We start from the raw sequence: 23,190 nt of genomic DNA, 5'->3' as shown, positions 1-23,190 counted from the left end.
TGAGAACGGTTAGGAAACAGGGGGACAGTTATACGGATTGATCGGCAAAAATGCCAGTGGCGCTGCCCGTCTTTGCCCGATACGTCGAGGTTGCGCGGGGGGCCGCTGCCGCAAGCTCCGCGGGACAGCGGCCCCCTGCGCGGCCGCTCGGAAAAAACCGAATCTTACTTCACGTACTCGATCTCATTCACATACCACAGCGCATCACCCACCGGGGTGTTGACGGTGGCGGCATCCCCCACCTCTTTTTTAAGCAGGGCGCGGGCCATCGGCGAATCGATGGAGATGTAGTCCCGGCGGCCAAAAATTTCGTCGTAGCCCACAATGCGGAAGCGTTTACTCTCGCCATTCTCATTTTCCACTTCCACCCAGGCGCCGAAGAACACCTTGCCTTCCTGTTGCGGCGAATAGTCGACAATCTTCAACTGCTCGAGACATTTGGTCAGGTAGCGGACGCGGCGATCGATTTCCCGCAGCCGTTTTTTGTTGTACTGGTAATCGGCATTTTCACTTCTGTCGCCGAGGCTGGCGGCCCAGGTCACTTTTTTGGTGACTTCCGGTCGTTCTTCACGCCAGAGAAAGTCCAGCTCCTGTTTGAGCTTGTCGTAACCCTCGCGGGTTATCAGCTGCGTTCTCATTGTTTTCTGCCTTTATGGGGATATCAAAGGTTGCATGACGGTGCTTTGGCTTGGCGTTGCTGAATGCAATAAGCGCTCAATAAAGCGTCGGCTCGCAAAATTGCCGATCGCTGACGTTTTTTATCGCCTCGCCTGAGTTACACTGCCGAACCGGCCGCCCGGCCGCAACTCGAAATTCATGGGGCATCGCCCTTGGTCGAATAGCGGAGTTATCCCAAATTTAATCTGAAAATATCGGGATTTTGACGAACCGTCACCGGAATTTTGATGAAAATTGTTGATAAATGGGCAAAAGAATAAGCTTTGTAACAATTTCGTCTAGAATATATACCATTAAACGCTGTCCGAAATGACAGGGTTTTTTAACAATATTCACGTCAGGCAATAAAGCCTTTGGGAGTAATACAATGCAAGAGAATCATAAGATTCTGGTCGTCGATGATGACATGCGCCTGCGTGCGCTTTTAGAGCGTTATTTAACCGAACAGGGTTTTCAGGTTCGCAGCGTCGCCAACGCTGAGCAAATGGACCGCTTGCTGACTCGTGAATCTTTCCACCTGATGGTGCTGGACCTGATGTTGCCGGGTGAAGATGGGCTGTCCATCTGCCGTCGTCTGCGTAGCCAGAGCAACCCGATGCCGATCATCATGGTGACTGCCAAAGGCGAAGAAGTCGACCGTATCGTTGGGCTGGAGATCGGTGCCGATGATTACATCCCAAAACCTTTCAACCCGCGTGAACTGCTGGCCCGCATCCGGGCGGTATTGCGCCGTCAGGCCAACGAACTGCCAGGTGCGCCTTCGCAGGAAGAGGCGGTCATTGCCTTCGGCAAATTCAAACTGAATCTGGGCACCCGTGAAATGTTCCGCGAAGATGAGCCTATGCCATTGACCAGCGGTGAGTTTGCGGTACTGAAGGCGCTGGTGAGCCATCCGCGTGAACCGCTTTCGCGCGACAAGCTGATGAACCTGGCGCGTGGCCGTGAATACAGCGCGATGGAACGCTCCATCGACGTGCAAATTTCCCGTCTTCGCCGCATGGTTGAAGAAGATCCGGCACATCCACGCTATATCCAGACCGTTTGGGGTCTTGGCTATGTCTTCGTCCCGGACGGCAGCAAGGCATGAGACGATTGCGCTTTTCACCGCGTAGCTCGTTTGCCCGAACCCTGCTGTTGATCGTCACCTTGCTGTTCGTCAGCCTGGTGACGACCTATCTGGTGGTGCTGAACTTCGCCATCCTGCCCAGTTTGCAGCAGTTCAACAAGGTATTGGCCTACGAAGTGCGTATGCTGATGACCGATCGGTTGCAGCTGGAAGATGGCACGTTGCTGGAAGTGCCGCCGGCGTTTCGCCGTGAAATTTACCGTGAGTTGGGGATTTCCCTGTACACCAACTCGGCGGCGGAGGAGAGCGGGCTGCGCTGGGCGCAGCACTATCAATTCCTCAGCCAACAGATGGCGCAGCAGCTCGGCGGGCCGACCGACGTACGGGTGGAAGTGAACAAGAACTCCCCGGTGGTGTGGCTGAAAACCTGGCTGCAACCGGATATCTGGGTGCGGGTTCCGCTGACTGAAATTCACCAAGGCGATTTCTCGCCGCTGTTCCGCTATACCCTGGCGATTATGCTGCTGGCTATCGGCGGCGCCTGGCTGTTTATCCGCATCCAGAACCGCCCGCTGGTGGAGCTGGAGCACGCGGCTTTGCAGGTCGGCAAAGGCATTATCCCGCCGCCGTTGCGTGAATACGGCGCTTCGGAAGTGCGTTCGGTGACGCGGGCCTTCAATCAGATGGCATCGGGCGTCAAGCAACTGGCGGACGATCGCACGCTGCTGATGGCCGGGGTTAGCCACGATCTTCGCACACCGCTGACGCGCATCCGTCTGGCGACCGAGATGATGAGCACCGAAGATGGTTATCTGGCGGAGTCGATCAATAAAGATATCGAAGAGTGCAACGCCATTATCGAGCAGTTTATTGACTATTTGCGCACCGGCCAGGAGATGCAAACCGAGCTCAGCGATCTGAACTCGATTCTGGGCGAAGTCGTGGCGGCCGAGAGCGGCTATGAGCGCGTTATCGAAACCGCCATGGCGCCGGGTGAGCTGATGATGAATGTGCATCCGCTATCGATTAAGCGTGCGGCGGTGAACATGGTGGTGAATGCGGCGCGTTACGGTAACGGCTGGATCAAGGTCAGCAGCGGGCGTGAACTGCAACGCGGCTGGTTCCAGGTGGAAGACGACGGCCCGGGCATAAAACCTGAAGAACTGAAACATTTGCTGCAGCCGTTTGTCCGTGGCGACAGTGCGCGCAGCACCAGCGGAACCGGGCTTGGCCTGGCTATCGTACAGCGTATTATCGACGGCCATCATGGCGCGTTGGATATCGGCACCAGCGAACGTGGCGGGCTGTTGATCAGGGCCTATATTCCGTTGCCGATGGAGAAAAAAGAGCCGGCCAATGGGCATCAGGCGGCGAAAGAGAGCCTATGATACTTGCTGACAGAGGGCCGCCTCGCTGCGGCCCCGTCAGGGTTTTCTGCTCATCACATAGTATTCCGCCGCTTCTTCGTGCAGGCGACGGCCAGCGCTGGCCTGCCAGGGATCAATCAATTCAATTCCGCAATGGATGAAGTCCTTGGTATTACGCGTAGCAAGGGTAGCGCCGTAATGCAGGCAGGTGGCGGCTATTTGCGTATCAGACGTGCTCATTGCTCTTCCCAGCCGTTGGTTTTTTCCCATCAAGTCTGCATATTGCATGGCGCAAAGCGCATCAAATGGCAGAATTTGCTCGTCAAATCTTATCTGCATTGCTTCGGTCAGTTTATGTGTTAACTCAAGCTGCCGTCTCCCTTCCGGCATACAGGCAACGCCGCTGAACAGCTCGGCAACGACAATTGCACTCAGATAAAGCTCGTCGTTGTCTTTTTCATTCAGCCATTTGATCACGTTGTAATGTGGACCGGGACGCAGTGTCTCCGAAATCACGTTAGTGTCGAGAATGATCATGGTTGGTCATCATCATCGTCAAAGGTGACAATGCGCGCCGGTGTTTTATCGCGCGGTGGGATCTCCAGCTCAACGCCGCCGAATTCGGCGAAATGTTGGTGCATCCATGTGCCCAAACCATAGCGCGGCGGTTTTTTCACCAGAGCCTGTTTCAAAATCATGCGTGCTTCCTCCTCCATGGAGTGGCCGTTTTTCGCTGCCGAAATACGCAGCAATTCCTTTATGTCATCGTCCAGATTTCTGACGGTTATGGTAGCCATTGGAATCTCCTTTGCTGTCAATGATTGCACTGCATTATCATCTCGCTTGTCTGGCTAAAAAACAACCGTTAAAAATAAAAAAGGCGTGGATTCCACGCCTTAGCTGAAGCTGTAAAAAGAGAAAGTTACAGTTTTGGACCGGCGCTGACCAGCGCTGCGCCCGCAGGCGTATCGGTATATTTGTCGAAGTTGGTGATAAAACGCTCGGCCAGATCCCGCGCTTTTTCCTGCCACTGCTCAGGGTTGGCGTAGGTAGCGCGTGGATCCAGGATATCCGGGTTGACGCCCGGCAGTGAGGTCGGCATTGCCAGATCGAAAATTGGCAGGGTGGTGGTTTCCGCCTTATCGATTTCCCCGTTGAGGATCGCGTCAATAATGCCGCGGGTATCCTTGATGGAGATGCGTTTGCCGGTGCCGTTCCAGCCGGTGTTCACCAGGTAGGCTTGCGCGCCGGCGGCCAGCATGCGTTTTACCAGCACTTCAGCGTACTGCGTTGGGTGCAGCGTCAGGAAGGCTGCGCCGAAGCAGGAGGAGAAGGTCGGGGTTGGCTCGGTCACGCCGCGCTCGGTACCGGCCAGCTTGGCGGTGAAACCGGACAGGAAGTGGTACTGAGTCTGGTTCGCGGTCAGGCGAGAGACCGGCGGCAACACGCCGAAGGCGTCCGCGGTCAGGAAGATCACCTTGGTGGCATGACCCGCTTTGGAAACCGGCTTGACGATGTTTTGGATGTGGTAGATAGGGTAGGAAACGCGGGTGTTCTCGGTTTTTGAACCGTCGTTGAAGTCTATGGTGCCGTCTGCCAGCACGGCAACGTTTTCCAGCAACGCATCGCGCTTGATGGCGTGATAGATTTCCGGTTCGGCTTCTTCAGACAGCTTGATGGTTTTGGCATAGCAACCACCTTCGAAGTTAAATACGCCGTCGTCATCCCAGCCGTGTTCGTCATCGCCAATCAACTGGCGTTTTGGATCGGTGGACAGGGTGGTTTTGCCGGTGCCGGACAGGCCGAAGAATACGGCCACGTCGCCTTTCTCGCCCACGTTGGCCGAGCAGTGCATTGAAGCGATGCCTTTCAGCGGCAGCAGGTAGTTCATTATGGAGAACATACCTTTTTTCATTTCGCCGCCGTACCAGGTGCCGCCAATCAGCTGCATACGTTCAGTCAGGTTGAAAGCGACGAAGTTTTCCGAGTTCAGGCCCTGTTGCTGCCAGTTCGGGTTGGTGCATTTGGCGCCGTTCATCACCACGAAGTCCGGCTCGAAATCCTGCAACTCTTCGTCAGACGGGCGAATGAACATGTTTTTCACGAAGTGCGCCTGCCAGGCTACTTCAGTGATAAAGCGTACTTTCAGACGGGAGTCGGCGTTGGCGCCGCAGAAAGTATCTACAACAAACAGACGTTTGCCGGAGAGCTGCGTGGTGACCAGTTGTTTCAGGTCTGCCCAGATTTCAGGGCTGAGGGGTTTGTTGTCGTTTTTGCCTTTACCTTGATCGGCCCACCAGACGGTGTCGCGGGTGATGTCGTCACGGACGATGTATTTATCTTTCGGGGAACGGCCGGTAAAAATACCGGTGTCGACGGATACGGCGCCCAACTTGGTCACGACCCCACGTTCAAAACCTTCCAGAGACGGGTCTGTTTCTTCCTTGAACAGCAGTTCATAACTCGGGTTGTAAACGATTTCGCCGACGTTATGAATGCCATAAGCGGCCAGCTCCTGAGGGGTTATACCTTTAACACGCATGTCACTACTCCTTGGTCACAGAATTTCTGGCGCCAATTGTAGGGATTCAGCAGTGCGTAACCGCGATAGGTATCAAATAATTAACGTTTTAGGCGGTTTTTCGTTACGATCTGAGAGATAGTCCACGGAAAAAAGCAAGCGTGCAAACGGGGAAAACCGGCAGGTGCAGGGTGCACCCGCCGATGCGGGGTGTTACTTAGTGCAACTGTTCGCTTTCGCCGGTGTTACCGGTGTACAGCGCTGCAACATCCACGGCGTCAAAGACATAGTGGTTGCCACAGTAGTCACAGTGCATATCGATATTGCCGTCCTGCTCCAGCATTTGCGCCACTTCTTCGGCCGGCAGCGTGATCAGGGCGTCAGCGCAGCGCTGGCGTGAACAGGTGCAACGGAAGATCACGTCCTGCGGTTCGTAGAGGGTGACTTCTTCTTGATGGTACAGGCGATACAGCACCTCATTGGCCGGCAGGCCGAACAGTTCTTCGCTTTTCACCGTGTTGGTCAGTTGCACCAGATGATCGAAATCATCGGCATTGCCGTCTTGCGCCGGCAGTACCTGCAACAGCATGCCGCCCGCCGCCGGTTTGCCTTCTGATTCGCCGGTGCGGATGAACAGGCGGGTTGGCAACTGTTCGGACTGACGGAAGTAGGCTTCAAGGCACTCGGCCAGGGTTTCGCCTTCCAGAGCGACCACGCCCTGATAGCGTTCGCCTTCGGTAGGCGCGATGGTGATCACCATGACGCCGTTGCCAATCATCTGATGCAGCGTGCTGTCTTCAGCAATGTCGCTCTGTACGCGCGCCACGCCCCGCATTTCCTGACGGTTGTTGCCGTTAATCACCGCCAGCTTCAGCGGACCGTCGCCCTGCACTTGCACGGTGATGTCGCCGTCGAACTTCAGGGTTGCCGTCAGCAGGCTGGTGGCGACCAGCAGTTCACCCAGCAGCTTTTGTACCGGTGCCGGGTAGTCGTGATTGTTCAGAACCTGCTGATAGGTTTCGCTGACGGTAACCAGCTCACCGCGCACCGCGTAGTTTTCAAACAGGTAACGGTGCAATTGGTCATGGTTAGACATAGTTTTCTCTCATTGCGGTGAGGGCTTATTCCTGCTCACCAAATTTAAATTTAATCAGGTCGCGCCGCTCTTTCTTGTCCGGACGGCGGTCCGGGTGCGGCATGGTCAGCGCATTCATCTTGCGCGCGATCGCCATTTTCTCTCGGTTGACGATACTGGCCTCGGTTTCCTGATACATTTGCTGCGCCTCGTCGGCGCCGCGCCGTTGGCCGGTGAGGGCCAGCACGATCACCGTGCGTTCTTCATTGCCCTGACGCAGTTTGATCTCGGCATTGATCTCGACAATTTTGCTCGGCTTGCCGCGCTGTCCGTTGTAGTGCACCTTGCCGCCGTCGATCATGTCCCGCGCCAGCGCGCGGGTCTTGTAGAAACGAGCTGCCCACAGCCATTTGTCCAGCCGGACCGCGTCGTCCCGCGTTGTTTTTTCTTTCATCGTTCGCCCTTTTCCAGTGCCGGTATCAACAGGCGATAGTCGCGCATCGACGGATAGTGCCGGAAGGTTTTCTCCGCCATGCTGGAGTCCGGGTTCTGCACGCCCAGACAGTAGCGAATGCCAAAACTGCGGGCGGCGTCCAAAATAGGCTCGCCGTCATCGATAAACAGCGTGCGCTGCGGATCAAAACCGGTGTGCTGCTGAACGGCCTGCCACAAACGCTGATCTTCTTTCGGATAACCAAATGTGTGGGTGGAAAGCAATAAATCAAGGTGCTTATCCAAACCGGTATGCTCGATTTTTACCGCCAGGCTGTGCGGATGGGCGTTGGTCAGCAAAATAGTCTGATGGCCGGCCGCGCGCAAGGCTTGTAAAAAGGGCTCGGTATCCTCGCGCAGACGGGCGCGGTTGCCCACTTCGCTGGTCATGCGATAAATGTCCAGATCGAGCCGCTCGCTCCAGTAATCGAAGCAGTACCAGTTCATGGTGTGCTGCACCGCCAAATATTCCTGATGAATAATCTGGCGCGCTTCATCGAACGGGATCGCGCGCTGCTCGCTCACTGCCTGCGGCACCAGACGCAGCCAAAAGTGGCTGTCGAACTCCAGATCGAGCAAGGTGCCGTCCATATCCAGCAGCACGGTGTCGATCTCATGCCAGTCAAACTCGGGAACCATGAAAACTCCATAGGCGAACCGTCGGCGGTCCGCAGGATAAGGATAATAGCGTTAGCGTAGCATAAGCAGATGACAGGGCCGAAATCGGCGAATGACTCAGGCCATCGGCCGCAATGACATCGGGGTGAGCTGCGGGTTAAAGCAGCTTTCGTAGTAGCGTTGGATATCGGCGATGCGGCGCTGGTTGAGGCGATGGCGCTGCACCAACCGCCAGGCGTTGTAACCCAGAATGACAGTGACCGCCAGCAACAGCAGGCTGGTGCCCAGATAACGCCACAGGGTGATCATATCCGGCTCGCTATGCAGCGCGATGTGGCGGGTACCGTTGGCGTCGACGCTGATACTGGTGATGACTCCCTGTGCTTCGAACGGCGTATGCAGCAACATGCCGGCAAGGCGCTGCAGTTCATTCCATTGCTCGAGCGCATTGTATTCGTTTAACGGCACTGCCGGCTGCGGGTGATTCACCAACTGTTTGCCTTCATCGCTGCTGATCAGGAAGCCGCCCGGAGGCGGGCTGTTAAGCGCCGCTGCGGCCTGCCGGGTTTCGTTGTACACGAACGAGGAGGCGGCAACTTTGGTCAGGCTTTCCAGCGATTCGGCGCTCACCGGACGCAGCAATACGTTTATCCCTTGCAGCGATCCTGATCTGGCGCGTTTCACCAGGGTGTTCCAGTTTTTGGCGTTACCCAGATTCACCAGCGCGTTCTTGAGCCGGACGCAGTCATTTTCCGCCTGGCACAAATCCCGCGTTTTCAGCACGATATCGGAAAAATCATCCAGCAGTATCATGCCGGATTTTTCAATCGCGCTGGCCAGTTGCGGGTTGAGCTTTTGTTCTGTGCCTTCAGGGTGCAACTGGGTATTTACCGTCGCCAGCAACGCCGAGGCCTTATCGATGACTTCCGACTCCGGCTGTGGCAGCGGCGCGGCGTTGTTCCAGTAAATCCCCGAGCAGTCGAAAGGCACAAAGTTGGAGGCGTTGGTCCCGTTGGCCTGCGGCGGAACATAACACATACCGCTACCCCGGGCTTTCAACTGGTCCCCAATGCGCAAGGTCGCGCCTTCCAGCGCCTGCACATTGGTCACCTCGATTTTTTGCGCACCTTGCAGCCAGGCCATGCTTAGCTTCAGCGGCAGGCTCAGCGGGATATAGGTCAGCAATAGCACCAACACCAGCAACGAACTAGCCATCAGCACCGCGTTTTTGCCCCATTGCTGCAGCGGGAAGTTTTTCACCTCATCGTGCAACGAAAGGAACCGTCCCTGACGCACCACCTGACGGTTAAGATAGATATCCACGTCGGTGGTTTTCCCCAGATCCTGGGTGATGTAAGGTTGCCAGTGCGGCGGGTAAATCAGATCGATGATGCCGAGCGAGATGTTGCTTATCTGCCCCTGATTGGATTCGCCAAACAGTCCCCAGCGTTTTGGGGTGCCCCGCAGGCAGTGCACTTCCTTCAGCTCACGCGTAGCCGGCCGGCGGAACAGGTTCCAGCAGCCCCAGGCTATGGTCAGCACGGCGACGAAAATCATCCAGGGGATGACCAGTACCGGGCTTATCAGGCTGAAAAACAGCAACAGCAGGGCGGCAGAAATGATGCCGGCGTCCTTGATGCCGTTCGGGCGGTTCAGCGCATGTTCTTCGGGGGTTTCCTTGCGGATGTTTACCAACTCGACGTGCTCGCTCTCTTCCTTGCGGATAGAGGCATTTTTGGTTGGTGTTGCCGTCACTACCGGCGGTTGCGGCCGATCGTGGATATGATCTTTCAGCGAATGCCCATTGAGTGAAATGACCAGAGGCAGCGTCTGGGTCTTTATCACTTCAACGTGGTTATCGGCGCTGATGTATTGTTCCCAAAACGGCGGCAGGTGCACTTCTTCGGCATCCAGATAGTAGCGCCATTTATTGGGTTCATCGCTGGCCAGCCCGTAGCGGGTAATGGCGTGGGTGACGGGATAAACGTTGTCGCTCTGCGGGGTCAGCGCCAGCTTGGCGGTAGGCAGCGATGTACTGCTGCCAGGCAGCAATTTGTTGCTTAGCTTATTTTGCAGGTTGAGGTAGTGTTCAACGGCCGCGCGTTCTTCGCCGGACAGTTTGCGATGCGTAGGTTTGATAAAGGGCAGGGCTCGCGTCAGCATCGGCTGATTGCGGGCTTTAAACCAAAGATACAGGCCGGCGGCAATCAGGCAGGCAAGCACTAAGGCCAATATCAACACTATTGTGCTCATGCTATCCCCATCTTGCACCCGTGAACCTCACCAACCCGATGAAACGTTGAATATTATACGGAGTAAACGGCTAACAGGCACTCAGAACAATGAGGGAGGGAACAGATTTTCCGTCGCGGCCTCATTTATCTATGAAATATGTCTGCTCAGTTGCCGTGCCTTCTCTACGCGATGATAGCAACCGCGCAGGGGGGTCGATATCGGCATTATCCTATTTTAATGCTCTCTTTTTGCTGAATGGGTACAGAAAATCGGCGGGTGCTGGCTACGCTTGTTAAAAAAAAGTAAATTACTGCTTGTGCTCGTTGCGACAAAGGTTCTCATTAACGCACAATGTGATCAAGATCGAATTTGGTCAGCGTTTGAGCGCATACGCCACGCCAATCATTATTCTGGTTATCCGCGTCATCACCCCTGATGCTGTGGCGCACCGCCGGATAACTCATTTGAGGCAATCATGGACAAACACCTGCAAAAACCTAAAATTCTGAAAGTGGAAACGGTCGCTCGTTCGCGTTTATTTAACGTTGAGTCGGTCGATCTGGAGTTCAGTAACGGTGTACGGCGGGTGTATGAGCGGATGCGGCCGTCAGACAGAGAGGCGGTGATGATTGTCCCGGTGATTGGCGACGACCTGCTGCTGATCCGCGAATATGCGGTGGGCACCGAATCTTACGAGCTGGGTTTCCCCAAAGGATTGATCGATCCCGGTGAAGGCGTGCTGGAGGCGGCTAACCGCGAACTGATGGAAGAGGTGGGTTTTGGCGCCAAACGTTTCGATTTTCTCAGCAAGCTGACCATGGCTCCGTCCTATTTTTCCAGCAAAATGAATATCGTGCTGGCGCACGAGCTCTATCCGCAGAGTCTGGAAGGCGACGAGCCTGAACCCTTGCCGCAGGTGCGTTGGCCGATAGCCGATATGATGGCATTGCTGGCGGAGCCGGATTTCCGCGAGGCGCGCAATGTCAGCGCGCTGTTTCTCACCGAGGCGTTTCTGCGCGGCTCGCGTTAGACAAACATCCCCAATTTCCGTAGATAAAAAAAGGGCCAGATTTCTCTGGCCCTTTTTTATTAGAACAGCTCGTGGCTTTCGCCGCCGGGGTCCGTCAAGGTCGTGCCGGTATCTCGCGTCGGGTAGCTTGTCGGCTGAGTACCTTCGATAAAGTATTCAGAACGACTACCGCCGCCGCCGCCAGAAAGCTTGCCGCTGCTTTTGTCGATGGTAACGCTGATAATACCCGGCGGTGGGGTGACTTTCTGCTCAGGAATGCCTTCCAGTGCGACCTTCATAAAATCATCCCATGCCGGTTGCGCGCTCTTCGCACCGCCTTCACCGCCGGAGATCTGATCTTCGATGGCGCCGGAAGCCGTTGCGCGGCCGAGATCGCGGCGATGATCATCGAAGCCAATCCATACCGAAGTGACGGTATCCGGGCCATAGCCGGAGAACCAGGCGTCTTTCGAACTGTTGGTGGTACCGGTTTTGCCGCCGATATCATGCCGTTTCAAATCGCGCCCGGCGCGCCATGCGGTGCCCATCCAACCCGGTTCGCCAAAGATGTTGCTGTTCAACGCATCGTGCATCAGGAATGCCAACTGGGTACTGATCACATGCGGCGCATATTGCAGATCGCCATCCTGCTGTACCTGAGCCGGCGTGACCTGTTCCAGTTGCGGCATCGGCACGTTACCGTTACCGCCTTCCTGCGACGTCGCGACGTTTTCGACGTTGTCGTCGGAAAGCACGGCAGAACGGTGGGTATCGCCATAAATTACCGGCAGATTGCAGCTGTCGCAGACGACTTTGGGTTTGGTTTCAAACACCGTATTGCCGGTTTCATCTTCGATTTTGGTGATGAAATACGGGTCGACCAGATAACCGCCGTTTGCCAGCACCGCATAACCGCGCACCAGTTGCATCGGGGTGAACGAAGCCGAGCCCAGCGCCAGGGATTCGGTGTGCACGATGTTTTGCGCCGGGAAACCGAAACGCTGCAGATATTCCGCCGCGTAGTCGACGCCCATTGCACGCATGGCACGTACCATCACGACGTTTTTAGATTGTCCCAGCCCCTGACGCAGGCGAATAGGACCGTCGTAGGTTGGCGGCGAGTTCTTCGGCCGCCAGTCAGTACCGGCACCGGCATCCCAGCGTGTGACCGGCAGATCGTTCAGGATAGTGGCCAGAGTCAGGCCTTTATCCATCGCTGCGGTGTACAGGAACGGCTTGATATTGGAGCCGACCTGGCGCAGCGCCTGGGTAACGCGGTTGAACTTGCTCTGGTTGAAGTCGAACCCACCGACCAGCGCTTTAACGGCACCATCGTTCGGGTTGATCGACACCAACGCCGAGTTGACGTCCGGCACCTGTGACAGCCACCAGTTTTCATTCACCTTGCGTACCCACACCTGCTGGCCGGCCTGCACCACGTCGGTCACGCGTTTTGGCGTTGGGCCCTGTTGCGTGTCGGATTTGTACGGCCGCGCCCAGCGCATGGTGGCCATTGGCAGGGCAACATTGCTGCCATCGGACAACATGGCCGTCGCTTCCTCGGCAGTCGCCCGGGTGATCACCGCAGGCGCCAGCGGGCCATAATTCGGCAAGTTTTTCAGTGAGTCGACGATCTGTTTTTGATCCCAGGCCGCCTCACCCACTTTCCACAGCACGTTGGACGGGCCGCGGTAGCCGTGACGCATGTCATACGCCAACACGTTGTTGCGCACCGACTCCTGAGCCGCCAACTGCAACTTTTTGGTGACGGTGGTATAGACCTTGTAACCGTCGGTATAGGCATTTTCACCGTAACGCTTGATCATCTCCTGACGCACCATCTCGGAGAGATAGGGGGCAGAGAAGTTAATCTCCGGCGCATGGTAGTTAGCCACCAGATCTTCGCCACGGGCCTGATCGTACTGGGCCTGAGTGATGTAATGCTCGTCCAGCATGCGCGACAGCACCACATTGCGGCGAGCCACGGCGCGATCGTGCGAATAAAGCGGGTTGAAGGTTGACGGCGCTTTAGGCAAGCCGGCGATGGTCGCCATTTCGCTCAAGGTCAGTTGGCTGACGTCTTTGCCGAAATACACCTGCGCTGCAGCACCCACGCCGTAGGCGCGGTAACCCAGGTAGATTTTGTTCAGATACAGCTCGAGGATTTCGTCTTTGGTCAGCATCTGTTCGATGCGTACCGCCAGGAAGGCTTCCTTGATCTTGCGCATCAGGGTGCGTTCCGGGCTTAAAAAGAAGTTTCTCGCCAGCTGTTGGGTAATGGTACTCGCCCCCTGTGACGCATGGCCGGAGACCAGTGCAATAGAGGCGGCACGGAAGATGCCGACCGGATCGACGCCGTGATGTTCATAGAAACGGCTGTCTTCGGTGGCGATAAACGCATGCACCATGACCGGCGGAATTTGGTTCAGCTTCAGCGGAATACGACGTTTTTCACCGTATTGGGCGATCAGTTCGCCATCGGCGCTGTAAACCTGCATCGGTATCTGCAGCCGTACGTCTTTCAGCGTTGCAACGTCAGGCAGCTGTGGCTCGACATATTTGTACAAGCCAAAAATCGAGGCCGCCCCCAACACGATGCAACACACTGCAAGGATTAGTAAATACTTTACGAACTTCACCTGAGATTTCCCATTTTCATGTCATTTGGGCAGTTTATAAACAACCGCGCGGTAGTATAAAGGCAAGCCTGCAACATGGATATGTTCTTTTATCATCTGACGATATGGAGGTCGGGCGAAATATGTTCTCTCAAGCATGGCAGGTGGGGCTGGATATACAAAGTAACCGCATCTGCGCCCTGGCGGCACAGCGCCGGCGCAACGGTTGGCAACTGCGTCATTGGTGGCAGCAAAGGCTGCCGCAAGCGGTACTGCGCGAAGGGTGTATCGAGCAGCCCGAGGTGCTGGTTCGCGCGTTGCGGCAATGGCGGGTCCAGTTGCCAAGACATATTTGCTTACGCATTGCTTTGCCTGCCCAGCGGGTTTTGCAGCATCTGATGCCGATGCCGGATGCCCGGCTGAAAGAGCCGGCGCGCGGCGATTATATCACCAGCCAAGGCCTGAAGCAGTTCCCGCTGGACAGCCAGACACTGGCGCTGGACTACCGCCAATCTCCGCCTGACTCCGCCGCTTTGTTGCTCACCGCTGCACGCCAGCAAGAGTTGCAGCAGTGGCTGCATTGTTTACGCCAGGCCAATTTGCGGCCGCAGGTGGTCGACATCACTCCCTGTGCCTTGCACATGATGGCGTTTGCCGCAGGCGTACCGGCCGACGCGGGGTTGCTGCACCGCCTTGAACGGGAGTGGTTGTGGGCAGCCCCACGCCGCGGAGCCTTTGCCTATGGCATTTTGCCGGAGGGTGAGGTGGGCGGGGCAAGCCAGGCGCTGGTGGCGATGCATGCAGCCTGCCCCTCAATCGGTGAACATCCGGTTTATTACAGCAGCGCGGTGGATGAGTTGCCTCCGCCGGGGTGTTTGCCATGGTCGCCATTCAGCGCATTCAACCAACTGCGGCCCCCGTTACCCCGGTTGCCGGGGGCATTTGTGTTGGCCGGTGGGCTGGCGCTGCGCAGTGGGGACAACTGATGTATCAGGTTAACCTTCTGCCCTGGCGTAGGCTGGCCCAGCGTCGCCGCTGCGCTTTCTGGTTACGCCTTTTCGTGTTGCAACTGGCGTTGATGTTGGCAGCGATGGCGGCTGTTTTTGGCCTGATGAGTCACCAGCAGACGCAACGGCATGAGGCTCTGATGACGCTATCCCGTCAGCAGGCAGGGTTGGCAGAGCGCTACCAACAAACCCGGCAGGCGATGGCGCGTTTGGTGCGTTTGACCGAGCTGGTGGACAGGCAGGAGAAGAACCAGGCGCATAACCGACGTTATCTGCAGCTGTTGCAACAGTTCTCAGCCATTCTTCCCGCGCCGCTGTGGCTTACCGTACTGGAAAGCGATGCACAAAAAATCACGCTGCGGGGCCTCAGCCGCCGTTATGGGGCGATCATCCGGTTTGAGCAGCAGTTGGCGGCCTTGCCGCTATTGCAGCAATGTCGGCTGGCTGAGGTGGTACAGCGCAAAGATGGCCTATTTTCATTCACGCTGATGGCGCAATGGGGGCTGAATGGATAAGCCGTTGCCACTCTGGACAAGGCGCTGGTTGGATTTGTCGGGTTGGAAGGTGTTGGCCGCGCAGTGGTTGGTGTTGGGCTGCCTGGCTTTGCTGTTCGGTATGCCGCTGTTGCACGGTGAATGGCAGCAGCGGGAGCGGACGCTGGCGGAGCAACAGCGTCTGATTCAACAGATTGAGCCGTTAAAACAGCAACTGACCCAGATGCCGACGTTGGGCGAGATTAATCTTCGCCTGCAGCAGAACGCGTCCAGGCCCGCCGTTCATGATGATTTGACGCAAGTGCTGCAACGGGCGGGCGCCGCATTGCAGCGCTGGCAGCAGCAGGAGAAACCGCAGCGTCAAACCCTGAGCCTGAATATTCATTACGGCGGTTTATTGCGGCTGCTGGAGGCGTTGCCTTCCGCATTGCGCATCGATCAAATAACCCTTGAAGCACAGGCCGAAGATCTGATGGCGCACTTCGTTTTATACGACGCGCCTGCAGGCGCCACTCCGGTAAATGCGGATGAATAAAGGTTACGGGGTTTGGTGGCTGTTGCTGCCGTGCACATTGATGGCGCAACCGCGCAACCCCTTTATGCCGCCAACCGTGACCGATTGCCCGCCGCAGAGGGAATCGCCGGCAAACTGGCTTTTGAAGGGTACCGTCGGGCAGGCAACGTCACGCCATGCCTGGGTAGTCACGCCCGCAGGGCAGTGGTTGCGTTTAGAGTCTCGGCAAACTCTGCTGGGCGGGCGCTGGCAGGTGGAACAGGTGCTTGAGGGGCGCTTGGTATTGAAAGCGGGCCCGGAAGATCCGGCTTGCCCGGAGGCTGACAATGCGGTGGTGCTGACATTGGGAAACCATAAGGAAGAAAAAACATGAAAGGATGCACTTGGCTGGGTGCGGTGTTATGGGGGATGGCCGCCGCCGGTATTGCAGCACAGGACAAGGAACCGATATCGCTGACGTTTCAGGATGCCCCGGTAACCCTGGTATTACAGGCGCTGGCGGATTATCAGCAGCTTAATGTGGTTACCGCTACAGGTGTGGGCGGCAATCTGACATTGCGGCTGGATAATGTGCCCTGGCAGCAAGCGCTGGCGGTGATCTTGCGTATGGGGAAACTGTCGATGACGCTGGAAGGCAACGTCATGATGGTGTTCCCCGAGCCGGATGAACAGGAGAAACAGCGGCAACAGTTGGCTTTGGCGCAAAAGCAACCGCTGGAAAGCGTAACTCTGACGTTAAACCATGCCGATGCGGTTGAGATTGCCGAAAATCTGAATGCCCAGGGCGGTATTTTGCTGAGCGAGCGCGGCAGCGTGGTGGCGGATAAACGCACTAACGCGTTGCTGATCCGCGATACGGCCCCCATCGTGGCGTTATTAACCAAACGCATCGCGGAAATGGACGCACCGTTGGCGCAGGTACAGCTGGCGGCGCATATCGTCACCATTAACAGTGAAAGTTTGCGCGAACTCGGCGTGCGCTGGGGTTTGGCCCCGGATGAAGGCGCAGTAAAGTCATGGCGAATGGGCGGATTTAACGTCGGGCTGCCGCTGGATCGCAGTGCGATCAGCGCCGGTTTCCATCTGGCGCGCATCGGCGGACGGCTGCTGGATCTGGAGTTAATGGCGCTGGAGCAGGAGAACCGGGTAGAAATCATCGCCAGCCCGCGCTTGCTGACCGCGCATCAGCAAACCGCCAGCATTAAACAGGGCACGGAAATTCCCTATGAGGTGAGTAGCGGCAACAGCGGGGCGACATCGATGGAGTTTAAGGAGGCGGTGCTGGGCATGGAGGTGACGCCGAAAATTTTGCCGAACGGCCGCATTACTCTGACGCTGCAAATCAGCCAGAACATGCCCGGGCGTTCCATCACTCGGGCGGCCGGTGAGGCACTGGCGATCGATAAGCAGGAGATCAAAACCCAGGTGACGGTGAAAGACGGTGAAACCATTGTATTGGGCGGCGTATTTCAGCGTCAGGGCGCCCAGGGAGCGGACAAGGTACCGGGCCTCGGTGATGTTCCACTGCTGGGTTCCTTGTTCAAACAGAGTACCAAACAGCATAAACGACGCGAGCTGGTGATATTCATTACTCCGACATTGATTAAGGCATGAGCAGCAAGCTGTCAGGTTCGGTGAAAATCGCCTAAAGTTGATGAGCAGATGCACTTTTTTCTCACCTTGGGGGCATCTGCGTTTGACGCTGCGGCCGATTTAGCTTACAAGGGTTACCGAATTGAGCACCGAGGTTTTTTGTTAACGCCAAGACGCCGTTAAAAACGTATGGTTTCCCTCCTGCGGCGTGGATTGCGATTTATTCGGTTGCCAAACTACCAAGAGTGTTGAGATAATTTTCCGTCTGATCTCGCACTATCGCTCATGAGGTTTCAGTTTAGGTCCCGCCGCTGATTTGATTGGCGGGGCGGGTTAACATTAACGAATAGTCTTAGTAATACCAAAAACATGGCAGAGAAACGCAATATCTTTCTGGTTGGGCCTATGGGTGCCGGCAAAAGCACTATTGGCCGTCAGTTAGCTCAGCAACTCAATATGGAGTTCTTCGACTCCGATCAAGAAATTGAGCGACGTACCGGAGCTGACGTGGGCTGGGTATTCGACGTGGAAGGTGAAGAAGGTTTCCGCGATCGTGAAGAAAAAGTCATTAATGAACTGACGGAAAAGCAAGGGATTGTGCTGGCTACCGGCGGTGGTTCGGTTAAATCGCGTGAAACGCGTAACCGTCTGTCGGCGCGTGGTGTCGTGGTTTATTTGGAAACCACCATCGAGAAGCAGTTGGCCCGTACCCAACGCGACAAAAAGCGTCCGTTGCTGCAGGTTGATTCTCCTCCGCGTGAAGTGCTGGAAGCGCTGGCGAAAGAGCGCAATCCGTTATATGAAGAAATTGCAGATGTCACCATCCGCACCGACGATCAAAGCGCTAAAGTGGTTGCCAACCAGATTATCAATATGCTGGAAAGCAACTGATTGCGGTTTCCGTGTTCGCCACGGCAAATGCGGAAAGACTGATTGTGTTCCCCGCAGCAGCGGGGATAAACCACACATTGAGAACTGAGCGCGACATGGAGAGAATTACCGTAACGCTTGGGGAGCGCAGCTACCCGATTACCATAGCCGCCGGATTGTTTAACGATCCGGCTTCTTTTATGCCGCTAAAGGCGGGTGAACAGGTCATGCTGGTCACCAACCAAACCCTGGCGCCGCTCTATTTGGACCGTGTCCGGAAGGTGCTGGAAGAGGCTGGTGTAATGGTGGATCAGGTGATTCTGCCTGATGGCGAACAGTATAAATCCCTTGCCGTGCTTGAGCAGGTGTTCTCGGCGCTGCTGCAAAAACCCCACGGTCGCGATACCACATTGATCGCGCTCGGCGGCGGCGTGGTGGGAGATCTTACCGGTTTTGCCGCGGCTTGCTATCAGCGCGGTGTCCGCTTTATTCAGGTTCCTACCACATTGCTTTCGCAGGTGGACTCTTCCGTTGGCGGTAAAACCGCCGTCAATCATCCGCTCGGTAAAAACATGATCGGCGCATTCTATCAACCTGCTTCGGTGGTGGTTGATCTGGATTGCCTGAAAACCTTACCGGCGCGTGAGCTCTCCTCCGGTCTGGCTGAAGTGATCAAGTACGGGATTATTCTCGATCGTGATTTCTTCGTCTGGCTGGAAAACAATATCGATGCATTGGTTGCGCTGGATATGAATGCCCTGGGCTATTGTATCCGCCGTTGCTGCGAGCTGAAGGCCGAGGTGGTTGCCGCTGATGAACGCGAAAGCGGCCTGCGCGCGCTGCTGAATCTGGGCCATACTTACGGCCATGCGATCGAAGCGGAAATGGGCTATGGTGTATGGCTGCACGGCGAAGCGGTGGCAGCCGGCATGATGATGGCGGCGGAAACCGCGCATCGTCTCGGTCAGTTCTCCACCCACGATATTGAACGCATTAAAAAACTGTTGTTACGCGCTGGTTTACCGGTGTGCGGGCCGCAGGAAATGGCGCCGGAATCTTATTTGCCGCACATGATGCGCGACAAGAAAGTATTGGCCGGCGAACTGCGTCTGGTACTGCCGACGGCCATCGGTCAGGCGGAAGTTCGTAGTGGCGTCGGGCATGATTTGGTGCTTGCTTCTATCGCAGCTTGTCTTCCTGAACGGCATGCCTGAGTAAATCGGACGAAGTAACAGTGGCTTAGCCGCCGTTTACATCTATATTAATAATGTGCAAAGCATGACTGATGTCGCTTTGTCATCATCGGGTTAATCTGCCCGTGCCACGGTAGGTCTACGGTGGTGGGCTTTTGCCTCTAGTTGGAGGGTTTCAGATGGATGAGTTTAAACCGGAAGACGATCTCAGACCTGATAGCAGCGATCGTCGTCCTGCACGTTCGCGTAAACCGGCTCCGGGACCACGCTTTGCCGTTTCACGTCAACACTTAATGATTGGTATCGGTATTCTGGTGCTACTGCTGCTGATTATCGGCATCGGTTCGGCGCTGAAGGCGCCAACCAAGCACGAGGCGGCACAGGAAGGCGCGCAAAACGGCGCGGCCAAAGACATCAACCTGTCCGGTTCTTCGTCGCTGACCGCCGGTAACACCGGTGTTCCGGGCGGCACGACCGATACTAATGACAACAACGGCGTGAGCAGCACTTCCGCGCAACAGCCGCAAAACGTCAGCGTTCCGCCGATTTCCAGTACTCCGACGGAAGCGCAACCGCAGCCGGTGCAAGAGGGTGCGCAGCAGCGTGTCGATCTGCCGGGCAATATGTCGGATGCGTTATCCGCCCAGCAGGGCCAGGTTGATACGGCGACGCAGGGCATGAGTGGCCCGGCTTCAACGCTGCCTACGGCTCCCGCTACCCTGATGAACGGCGCCGCTGCGACCGCAGCGAAAGAACCAACGCGCCCGATTCAAGGCACTGCGCCACAGCAACATAAGACCCCGGCAAAAACCGTCAGTAAACCGGCGACGACGCAGCAGCATAAAGCGCCAACCACGGTGTATACCCCAGCACCTTCCGCCAAACCGGGAGCGGCAAGCAGTAAAACGGGAACGACGAGTGCCAAGACGGGCGTTGTTAGCGGCAGCGGCAGTTCGCTGCAGTCTGCACCGGCCAGCCACTATACCCTGCAGTTGAGCAGCGCTTCGCGTTCCGATACGTTGAACGCCTACGCCAAGCAGCAGAAACTGCAGAATTATCAGGTGTACGCAACCCAGCGTGACGGCAAGGCATGGTACGTGTTGGTGAGCGGCAATTACGCCTCTGCAGCTGAAGCCAAGCGCGCAATCGCGTCGCTGCCGGCGGATGTTCAGGCGAAAAAACCCTGGGCCAAGCCGGTACGTCAGGTGCAGCAGGACCTGAAAAAGTAACCCAATAGATTTCAAGCTGCAGCCAGGGCATGAATTTCATGCATGGCAGGGATGGACATGCTGCGGCCGTGTAAGCGGGGCGAAGGTTTTTGCCCCCTACGGTGTGGGGGCAAGTTTGCCGTGAGCAGATTTGCACACCCCCTGCGGTGGTCCCGAGAGGGGTGGTCCCATGGACAGGGCGAATAACTGCACGCAGCCAACATTGCTTGAGCTTGAAAGATGAAGGGTATTAATCATTTAAATTTGTGCGCTGATGTGCTGTCTGAAACAGAGTACAATCCGCCGCTCTGAATTGTATAAGTAGCTAACTGACGGCATGAAGAAAAACCGCGCTTTTTTAAAATGGGCTGGTGGAAAATACCCGCTGGTTGACGAGATCCGTCGTCATCTGCCGGCGGGCGACTGCTTAATCGAGCCCTTCGTGGGTGCGGGTTCAGTCTTCCTGAACACGGAGTACGACGCCTATATTCTCGCCGACATCAACAGCGATCTTATCAACCTGTATAACATCGTTAAGCTGCGTACGGATGATTTCGTGCGCGATGCTCGCCTTCTTTTCACCGATGAATTCAATAACTCGGATCAGTTTTACCTGCTGCGCGAAGAGTTTAATACGAGCGCCGATGCCTATCGCCGCGCGCTGCTGTTTCTCTATCTGAACCGCCACTGTTATAACGGTCTGTGCCGGTATAATCTGCGTGGTGAGTTCAACGTCCCGTTTGGGCGTTACAAGAAACCGTACTTCCCGGAAGAAGAGCTCTACTGGTTCGCTGAAAAATCCCGCAACGCCACGTTTGTCTGTGAGCATTACCGCGATACCATGGCAAAAGCCGAGCGCGGGACGGTGATATATTGCGATCCGCCGTATGCGCCATTATCGGCGACGGCGAATTTTACCGCTTATCACACCAACAGCTTCAGCATTGCCGATCAACAGAGCCTGGCGTTAATGGCGCATCAGCTTTCTGTGGAAAGCCAGGTGCCGGTATTGATTTCCAACCATGACACCGAACTGACGCGTGATTGGTACCAGCATGCTGCGCTGTATGTGGTGAAAGCGCGCCGCACCATCAGCCGCAATATTCTTGGCCGCAGTAAAGTGAACGAGCTTTTGGCGCTGTATCGTTAAACCGGGGTACGCCCCGGCGTATATACCCGGTGCATTTCGAGCTCAGCCTGCAATGCTGCGGCTTGAAACGCGAAGGGGATAACAATTCGAACCCTACGTTTGGAGATTGCGGATGAAAAAGTTTTTGATTGCCCCGTCCATTCTGTCGGCAGATTTTGCCCGGTTAGGTGAAGATACCGCTAACGTGCTGGCCGCTGGCGGCGACGTGGTGCACTTCGACGTAATGGATAACCACTACGTACCCAATCTGACCATCGGGCCGATGGTTTGCCAGGCGCTGCGCGACTATGGCATCACCGCGCCTATTGATGTGCACCTGATGGTGAAACCGGTTGATCGCATTGTCCCGGATTTCGCCGCAGCGGGTGCCAACTACATCTCTTTCCATCCGGAAGCTTCCGAACACGTCGATCGTACCATTCAGCTGATTAAAGAACACGGTTGCAAGGCCGGTCTGGTATTCAACCCGGCGACGCCGTTGAGCTACCTGGATTACGTCATGGACAAAGTCGACGTGATCCTGCTGATGTCGGTCAACCCCGGCTTTGGCGGCCAGTCGTTTATCCACGGCACCCTGGATAAGCTGCGTCAGGTGCGCAAGCTGATTGACGAAAGCGGCCGTGATATCCGTCTGGAAGTCGATGGCGGTGTGAAGGTAGACAATATCGCCGAGATTGCTGCAGCGGGCGCGGACATGTTTGTCGCCGGTTCAGCGATCTTCGGCAAGCCGGATTACCGCAAAGTGATCGACGAAATGCGCAGCGAACTGGCGAAAGTGACTCATGGCTGACTTCAGCGCGATCCGCGCTCTGGCCTTCGATCTCGACGGTACGCTGGTAGACAGCGCGCCGGGGCTGGCGGCAGCCATCGATCTGGCGCTGGCGGAAATGGGCCTGCCACAGGCCGGCGAAGCCCGCGTGGGTACCTGGATTGGCAACGGTGCCGACGTGCTGGTGCAACGTGCGCTGCGTTGGGCTGAAGTGGAAGCCACGCCGGAACACAATCGTCAGTTGCGTGAACGCTTCGATCACTTCTACGCGCAAACCGTCGACAGCGGCAGCCGCCTGTTTCCACAGGTAAAGGAAACGCTGGCCCGTCTGGCTGAACAAGGTTACCCGATGGCGCTGGTGACCAACAAACCGACGCCGTTTGTTGCGCCGTTACTGGCCGCGCTGGGCATTGTCGATTATTTCTCGCTGATTATCGGCGGTGACGACGTGGTGGAAAAGAAACCTCACCCGGCGCCACTGTATCTGGTGCTTGGCAAACTAGGCCTGCGCGCGCATGAACTGCTGTTCGTGGGCGATTCGCGCAACGATATTCAGGCGGCACAGGGGGCGGGTTGCCCAAGCGCCGCGCTGACCTACGGTTATAACTACGGTGAGGCGATAGCCCTGAGCCATCCCGACCGCGTGTTGGAGCGCTTTGCCGATTTGTTGCCCGCTCTTGGGCTGTCATCTTTAGAGAATCAGGAAATTTAAA

23 protein-coding genes are annotated in these 23,190 nt (G+C 56.2%); 14 read left to right on the top strand and 9 right to left on the bottom strand.

Annotation, left to right across the window (positions count from 1 at the left end; genetic code table 11):
• Positions 1-164 precede the first annotated feature (164 nt).
• Positions 165-638 (bottom strand): transcription elongation factor GreB, encoded by a 474-nt coding sequence (gene greB, locus QZQ97_RS21185; protein WP_119805122.1) that lies wholly within the window; start codon positions 636-638, stop codon positions 165-167.
• Between the two features lie 407 nt (positions 639-1,045).
• On the opposite strand from greB, the gene ompR reads away from it, so the two are divergent.
• Together ompR and envZ are read left to right on the top strand one after the other, a co-directional pair.
• Positions 1,046-1,765: an osmolarity response regulator transcription factor OmpR gene (ompR, locus tag QZQ97_RS21180; protein WP_004709363.1), complete on the top strand. Its 720-nt coding sequence runs from the start codon at positions 1,046-1,048 to the stop codon at positions 1,763-1,765.
• Positions 1,762-3,132, top strand: coding sequence for a two-component system sensor histidine kinase EnvZ (gene envZ / locus QZQ97_RS21175; protein WP_311995044.1), 1,371 nt, complete (start codon positions 1,762-1,764; stop codon positions 3,130-3,132). Before ompR ends, envZ begins: the two co-directional genes overlap by 4 nt.
• Positions 3,133-3,168: 36 nt before the next feature.
• Here envZ and QZQ97_RS21170 read toward each other — a convergent pair whose 3' ends face one another.
• The 7 genes from QZQ97_RS21170 to QZQ97_RS21140 all read right to left on the bottom strand — a co-directional run bounded on the left by QZQ97_RS21170 (position 3,169) and on the right by QZQ97_RS21140 (position 10,070).
• Positions 3,169-3,648 carry a type II toxin-antitoxin system VapC family toxin gene (locus QZQ97_RS21170; protein ID WP_311995043.1) on the bottom strand — a complete coding sequence of 160 codons (480 nt, stop codon included), beginning with the start codon at positions 3,646-3,648 and terminating at the stop codon, positions 3,169-3,171.
• The gene (locus tag QZQ97_RS21165; protein ID WP_126485774.1) at positions 3,645-3,908 is read right to left on the bottom strand and encodes a FitA-like ribbon-helix-helix domain-containing protein; all 264 of its coding nucleotides are present in this window, start codon (positions 3,906-3,908) and stop codon (positions 3,645-3,647) included. Before QZQ97_RS21165 ends, QZQ97_RS21170 begins: the two co-directional genes overlap by 4 nt.
• A 125-nt stretch (positions 3,909-4,033) precedes the next feature.
• Positions 4,034-5,653, bottom strand: a complete 1,620-nt coding sequence (gene pckA / locus QZQ97_RS21160) for a phosphoenolpyruvate carboxykinase (ATP) (RefSeq protein WP_311995042.1) — start codon at positions 5,651-5,653, stop codon at positions 4,034-4,036.
• Between the two features lie 196 nt (positions 5,654-5,849).
• Positions 5,850-6,728, bottom strand: a complete 879-nt coding sequence (gene hslO, locus QZQ97_RS21155) for an Hsp33 family molecular chaperone HslO (RefSeq protein ID WP_311995041.1) — start codon at positions 6,726-6,728, stop codon at positions 5,850-5,852.
• A gap of 25 nt (positions 6,729-6,753) precedes the next feature.
• Complete coding sequence (hslR, locus tag QZQ97_RS21150; protein WP_311995040.1) at positions 6,754-7,161, bottom strand: ribosome-associated heat shock protein Hsp15; 408 nt, start codon at positions 7,159-7,161, stop codon at positions 6,754-6,756.
• Positions 7,158-7,838, bottom strand: a complete 681-nt coding sequence (gene yrfG / locus QZQ97_RS21145) for a GMP/IMP nucleotidase (protein ID WP_311995039.1) — start codon at positions 7,836-7,838, stop codon at positions 7,158-7,160. Before yrfG ends, hslR begins: the two co-directional genes overlap by 4 nt.
• Before the next feature lie 96 nt (positions 7,839-7,934).
• A complete protein-coding gene (locus tag QZQ97_RS21140) occupies positions 7,935-10,070 on the bottom strand; it encodes an intracellular growth attenuator family protein (protein WP_311995038.1) in 2,136 nt (711 codons plus the stop codon).
• Positions 10,071-10,527: 457 nt separating this feature from the next.
• On the opposite strand from QZQ97_RS21140, the gene nudE reads away from it, so the two are divergent.
• Positions 10,528-11,082: an ADP compounds hydrolase NudE gene (gene nudE / locus QZQ97_RS21135; RefSeq protein WP_311995037.1), complete on the top strand. Its 555-nt coding sequence runs from the start codon at positions 10,528-10,530 to the stop codon at positions 11,080-11,082.
• 59 nt (positions 11,083-11,141) lie between these two features.
• Here nudE and mrcA read toward each other — a convergent pair whose 3' ends face one another.
• Positions 11,142-13,700: a peptidoglycan glycosyltransferase/peptidoglycan DD-transpeptidase MrcA gene (mrcA, locus tag QZQ97_RS21130; protein ID WP_311995036.1), complete on the bottom strand. Its 2,559-nt coding sequence runs from the start codon at positions 13,698-13,700 to the stop codon at positions 11,142-11,144.
• A gap of 122 nt (positions 13,701-13,822) precedes the next feature.
• Here mrcA and pilM point away from each other — a divergent pair, with 122 nt between their 5' ends.
• From pilM to QZQ97_RS21075, 11 genes are all read left to right on the top strand, one after another.
• Complete coding sequence (gene pilM / locus QZQ97_RS21125) at positions 13,823-14,665, top strand: type IV pilus biogenesis protein PilM (RefSeq protein WP_311995035.1); 843 nt, start codon at positions 13,823-13,825, stop codon at positions 14,663-14,665.
• Positions 14,665-15,201 (top strand): PilN domain-containing protein, encoded by a 537-nt coding sequence (locus tag QZQ97_RS21120; protein WP_311995034.1) that lies wholly within the window; start codon positions 14,665-14,667, stop codon positions 15,199-15,201. Before pilM ends, QZQ97_RS21120 begins: the two co-directional genes overlap by 1 nt.
• Positions 15,194-15,715 (top strand): hypothetical protein, encoded by a 522-nt coding sequence (locus QZQ97_RS21115; RefSeq protein WP_311995033.1) that lies wholly within the window; start codon positions 15,194-15,196, stop codon positions 15,713-15,715. Before QZQ97_RS21120 ends, QZQ97_RS21115 begins: the two co-directional genes overlap by 8 nt.
• The gene (locus QZQ97_RS21110; protein WP_311995032.1) at positions 15,708-16,067 is read left to right on the top strand and encodes a hypothetical protein; all 360 of its coding nucleotides are present in this window, start codon (positions 15,708-15,710) and stop codon (positions 16,065-16,067) included. The genes QZQ97_RS21115 and QZQ97_RS21110 overlap by 8 nt, the downstream gene beginning before the upstream one ends.
• Positions 16,064-17,308, top strand: coding sequence for a DNA uptake porin HofQ (hofQ, locus tag QZQ97_RS21105; RefSeq protein WP_311995031.1), 1,245 nt, complete (start codon positions 16,064-16,066; stop codon positions 17,306-17,308). The genes QZQ97_RS21110 and hofQ overlap by 4 nt, the downstream gene beginning before the upstream one ends.
• A 348-nt stretch (positions 17,309-17,656) precedes the next feature.
• Positions 17,657-18,178: a shikimate kinase AroK gene (aroK, locus tag QZQ97_RS21100; protein ID WP_004391482.1), complete on the top strand. Its 522-nt coding sequence runs from the start codon at positions 17,657-17,659 to the stop codon at positions 18,176-18,178.
• 95 nt (positions 18,179-18,273) lie between these two features.
• Positions 18,274-19,371, top strand: coding sequence for a 3-dehydroquinate synthase (aroB, locus tag QZQ97_RS21095; RefSeq protein WP_311995030.1), 1,098 nt, complete (start codon positions 18,274-18,276; stop codon positions 19,369-19,371).
• A 158-nt stretch (positions 19,372-19,529) separates the two neighbouring features.
• Positions 19,530-20,579: an SPOR domain-containing protein gene (locus tag QZQ97_RS21090; protein ID WP_311995029.1), complete on the top strand. Its 1,050-nt coding sequence runs from the start codon at positions 19,530-19,532 to the stop codon at positions 20,577-20,579.
• A gap of 316 nt (positions 20,580-20,895) precedes the next feature.
• A complete protein-coding gene (gene dam / locus QZQ97_RS21085) occupies positions 20,896-21,708 on the top strand; it encodes an adenine-specific DNA-methyltransferase (RefSeq protein ID WP_126485746.1) in 813 nt (270 codons plus the stop codon).
• A gap of 112 nt (positions 21,709-21,820) precedes the next feature.
• On the top strand, positions 21,821-22,498 hold the full coding sequence (gene rpe / locus QZQ97_RS21080; protein WP_006319070.1) for a ribulose-phosphate 3-epimerase: 678 nt from the start codon (positions 21,821-21,823) through the stop codon (positions 22,496-22,498).
• Positions 22,491-23,189, top strand: a complete 699-nt coding sequence (locus QZQ97_RS21075; protein ID WP_311995028.1) for a phosphoglycolate phosphatase — start codon at positions 22,491-22,493, stop codon at positions 23,187-23,189. Before rpe ends, QZQ97_RS21075 begins: the two co-directional genes overlap by 8 nt.
• Position 23,190 lies beyond the last annotated feature (1 nt).

Origin of the sequence: Serratia sp. root2, assembly GCF_031931805.1 — a bacterium.
GTDB lineage: Bacteria > Pseudomonadota > Gammaproteobacteria > Enterobacterales > Enterobacteriaceae > Serratia > Serratia inhibens.
This window is presented reverse-complemented; position numbering and strand designations above follow the sequence as displayed.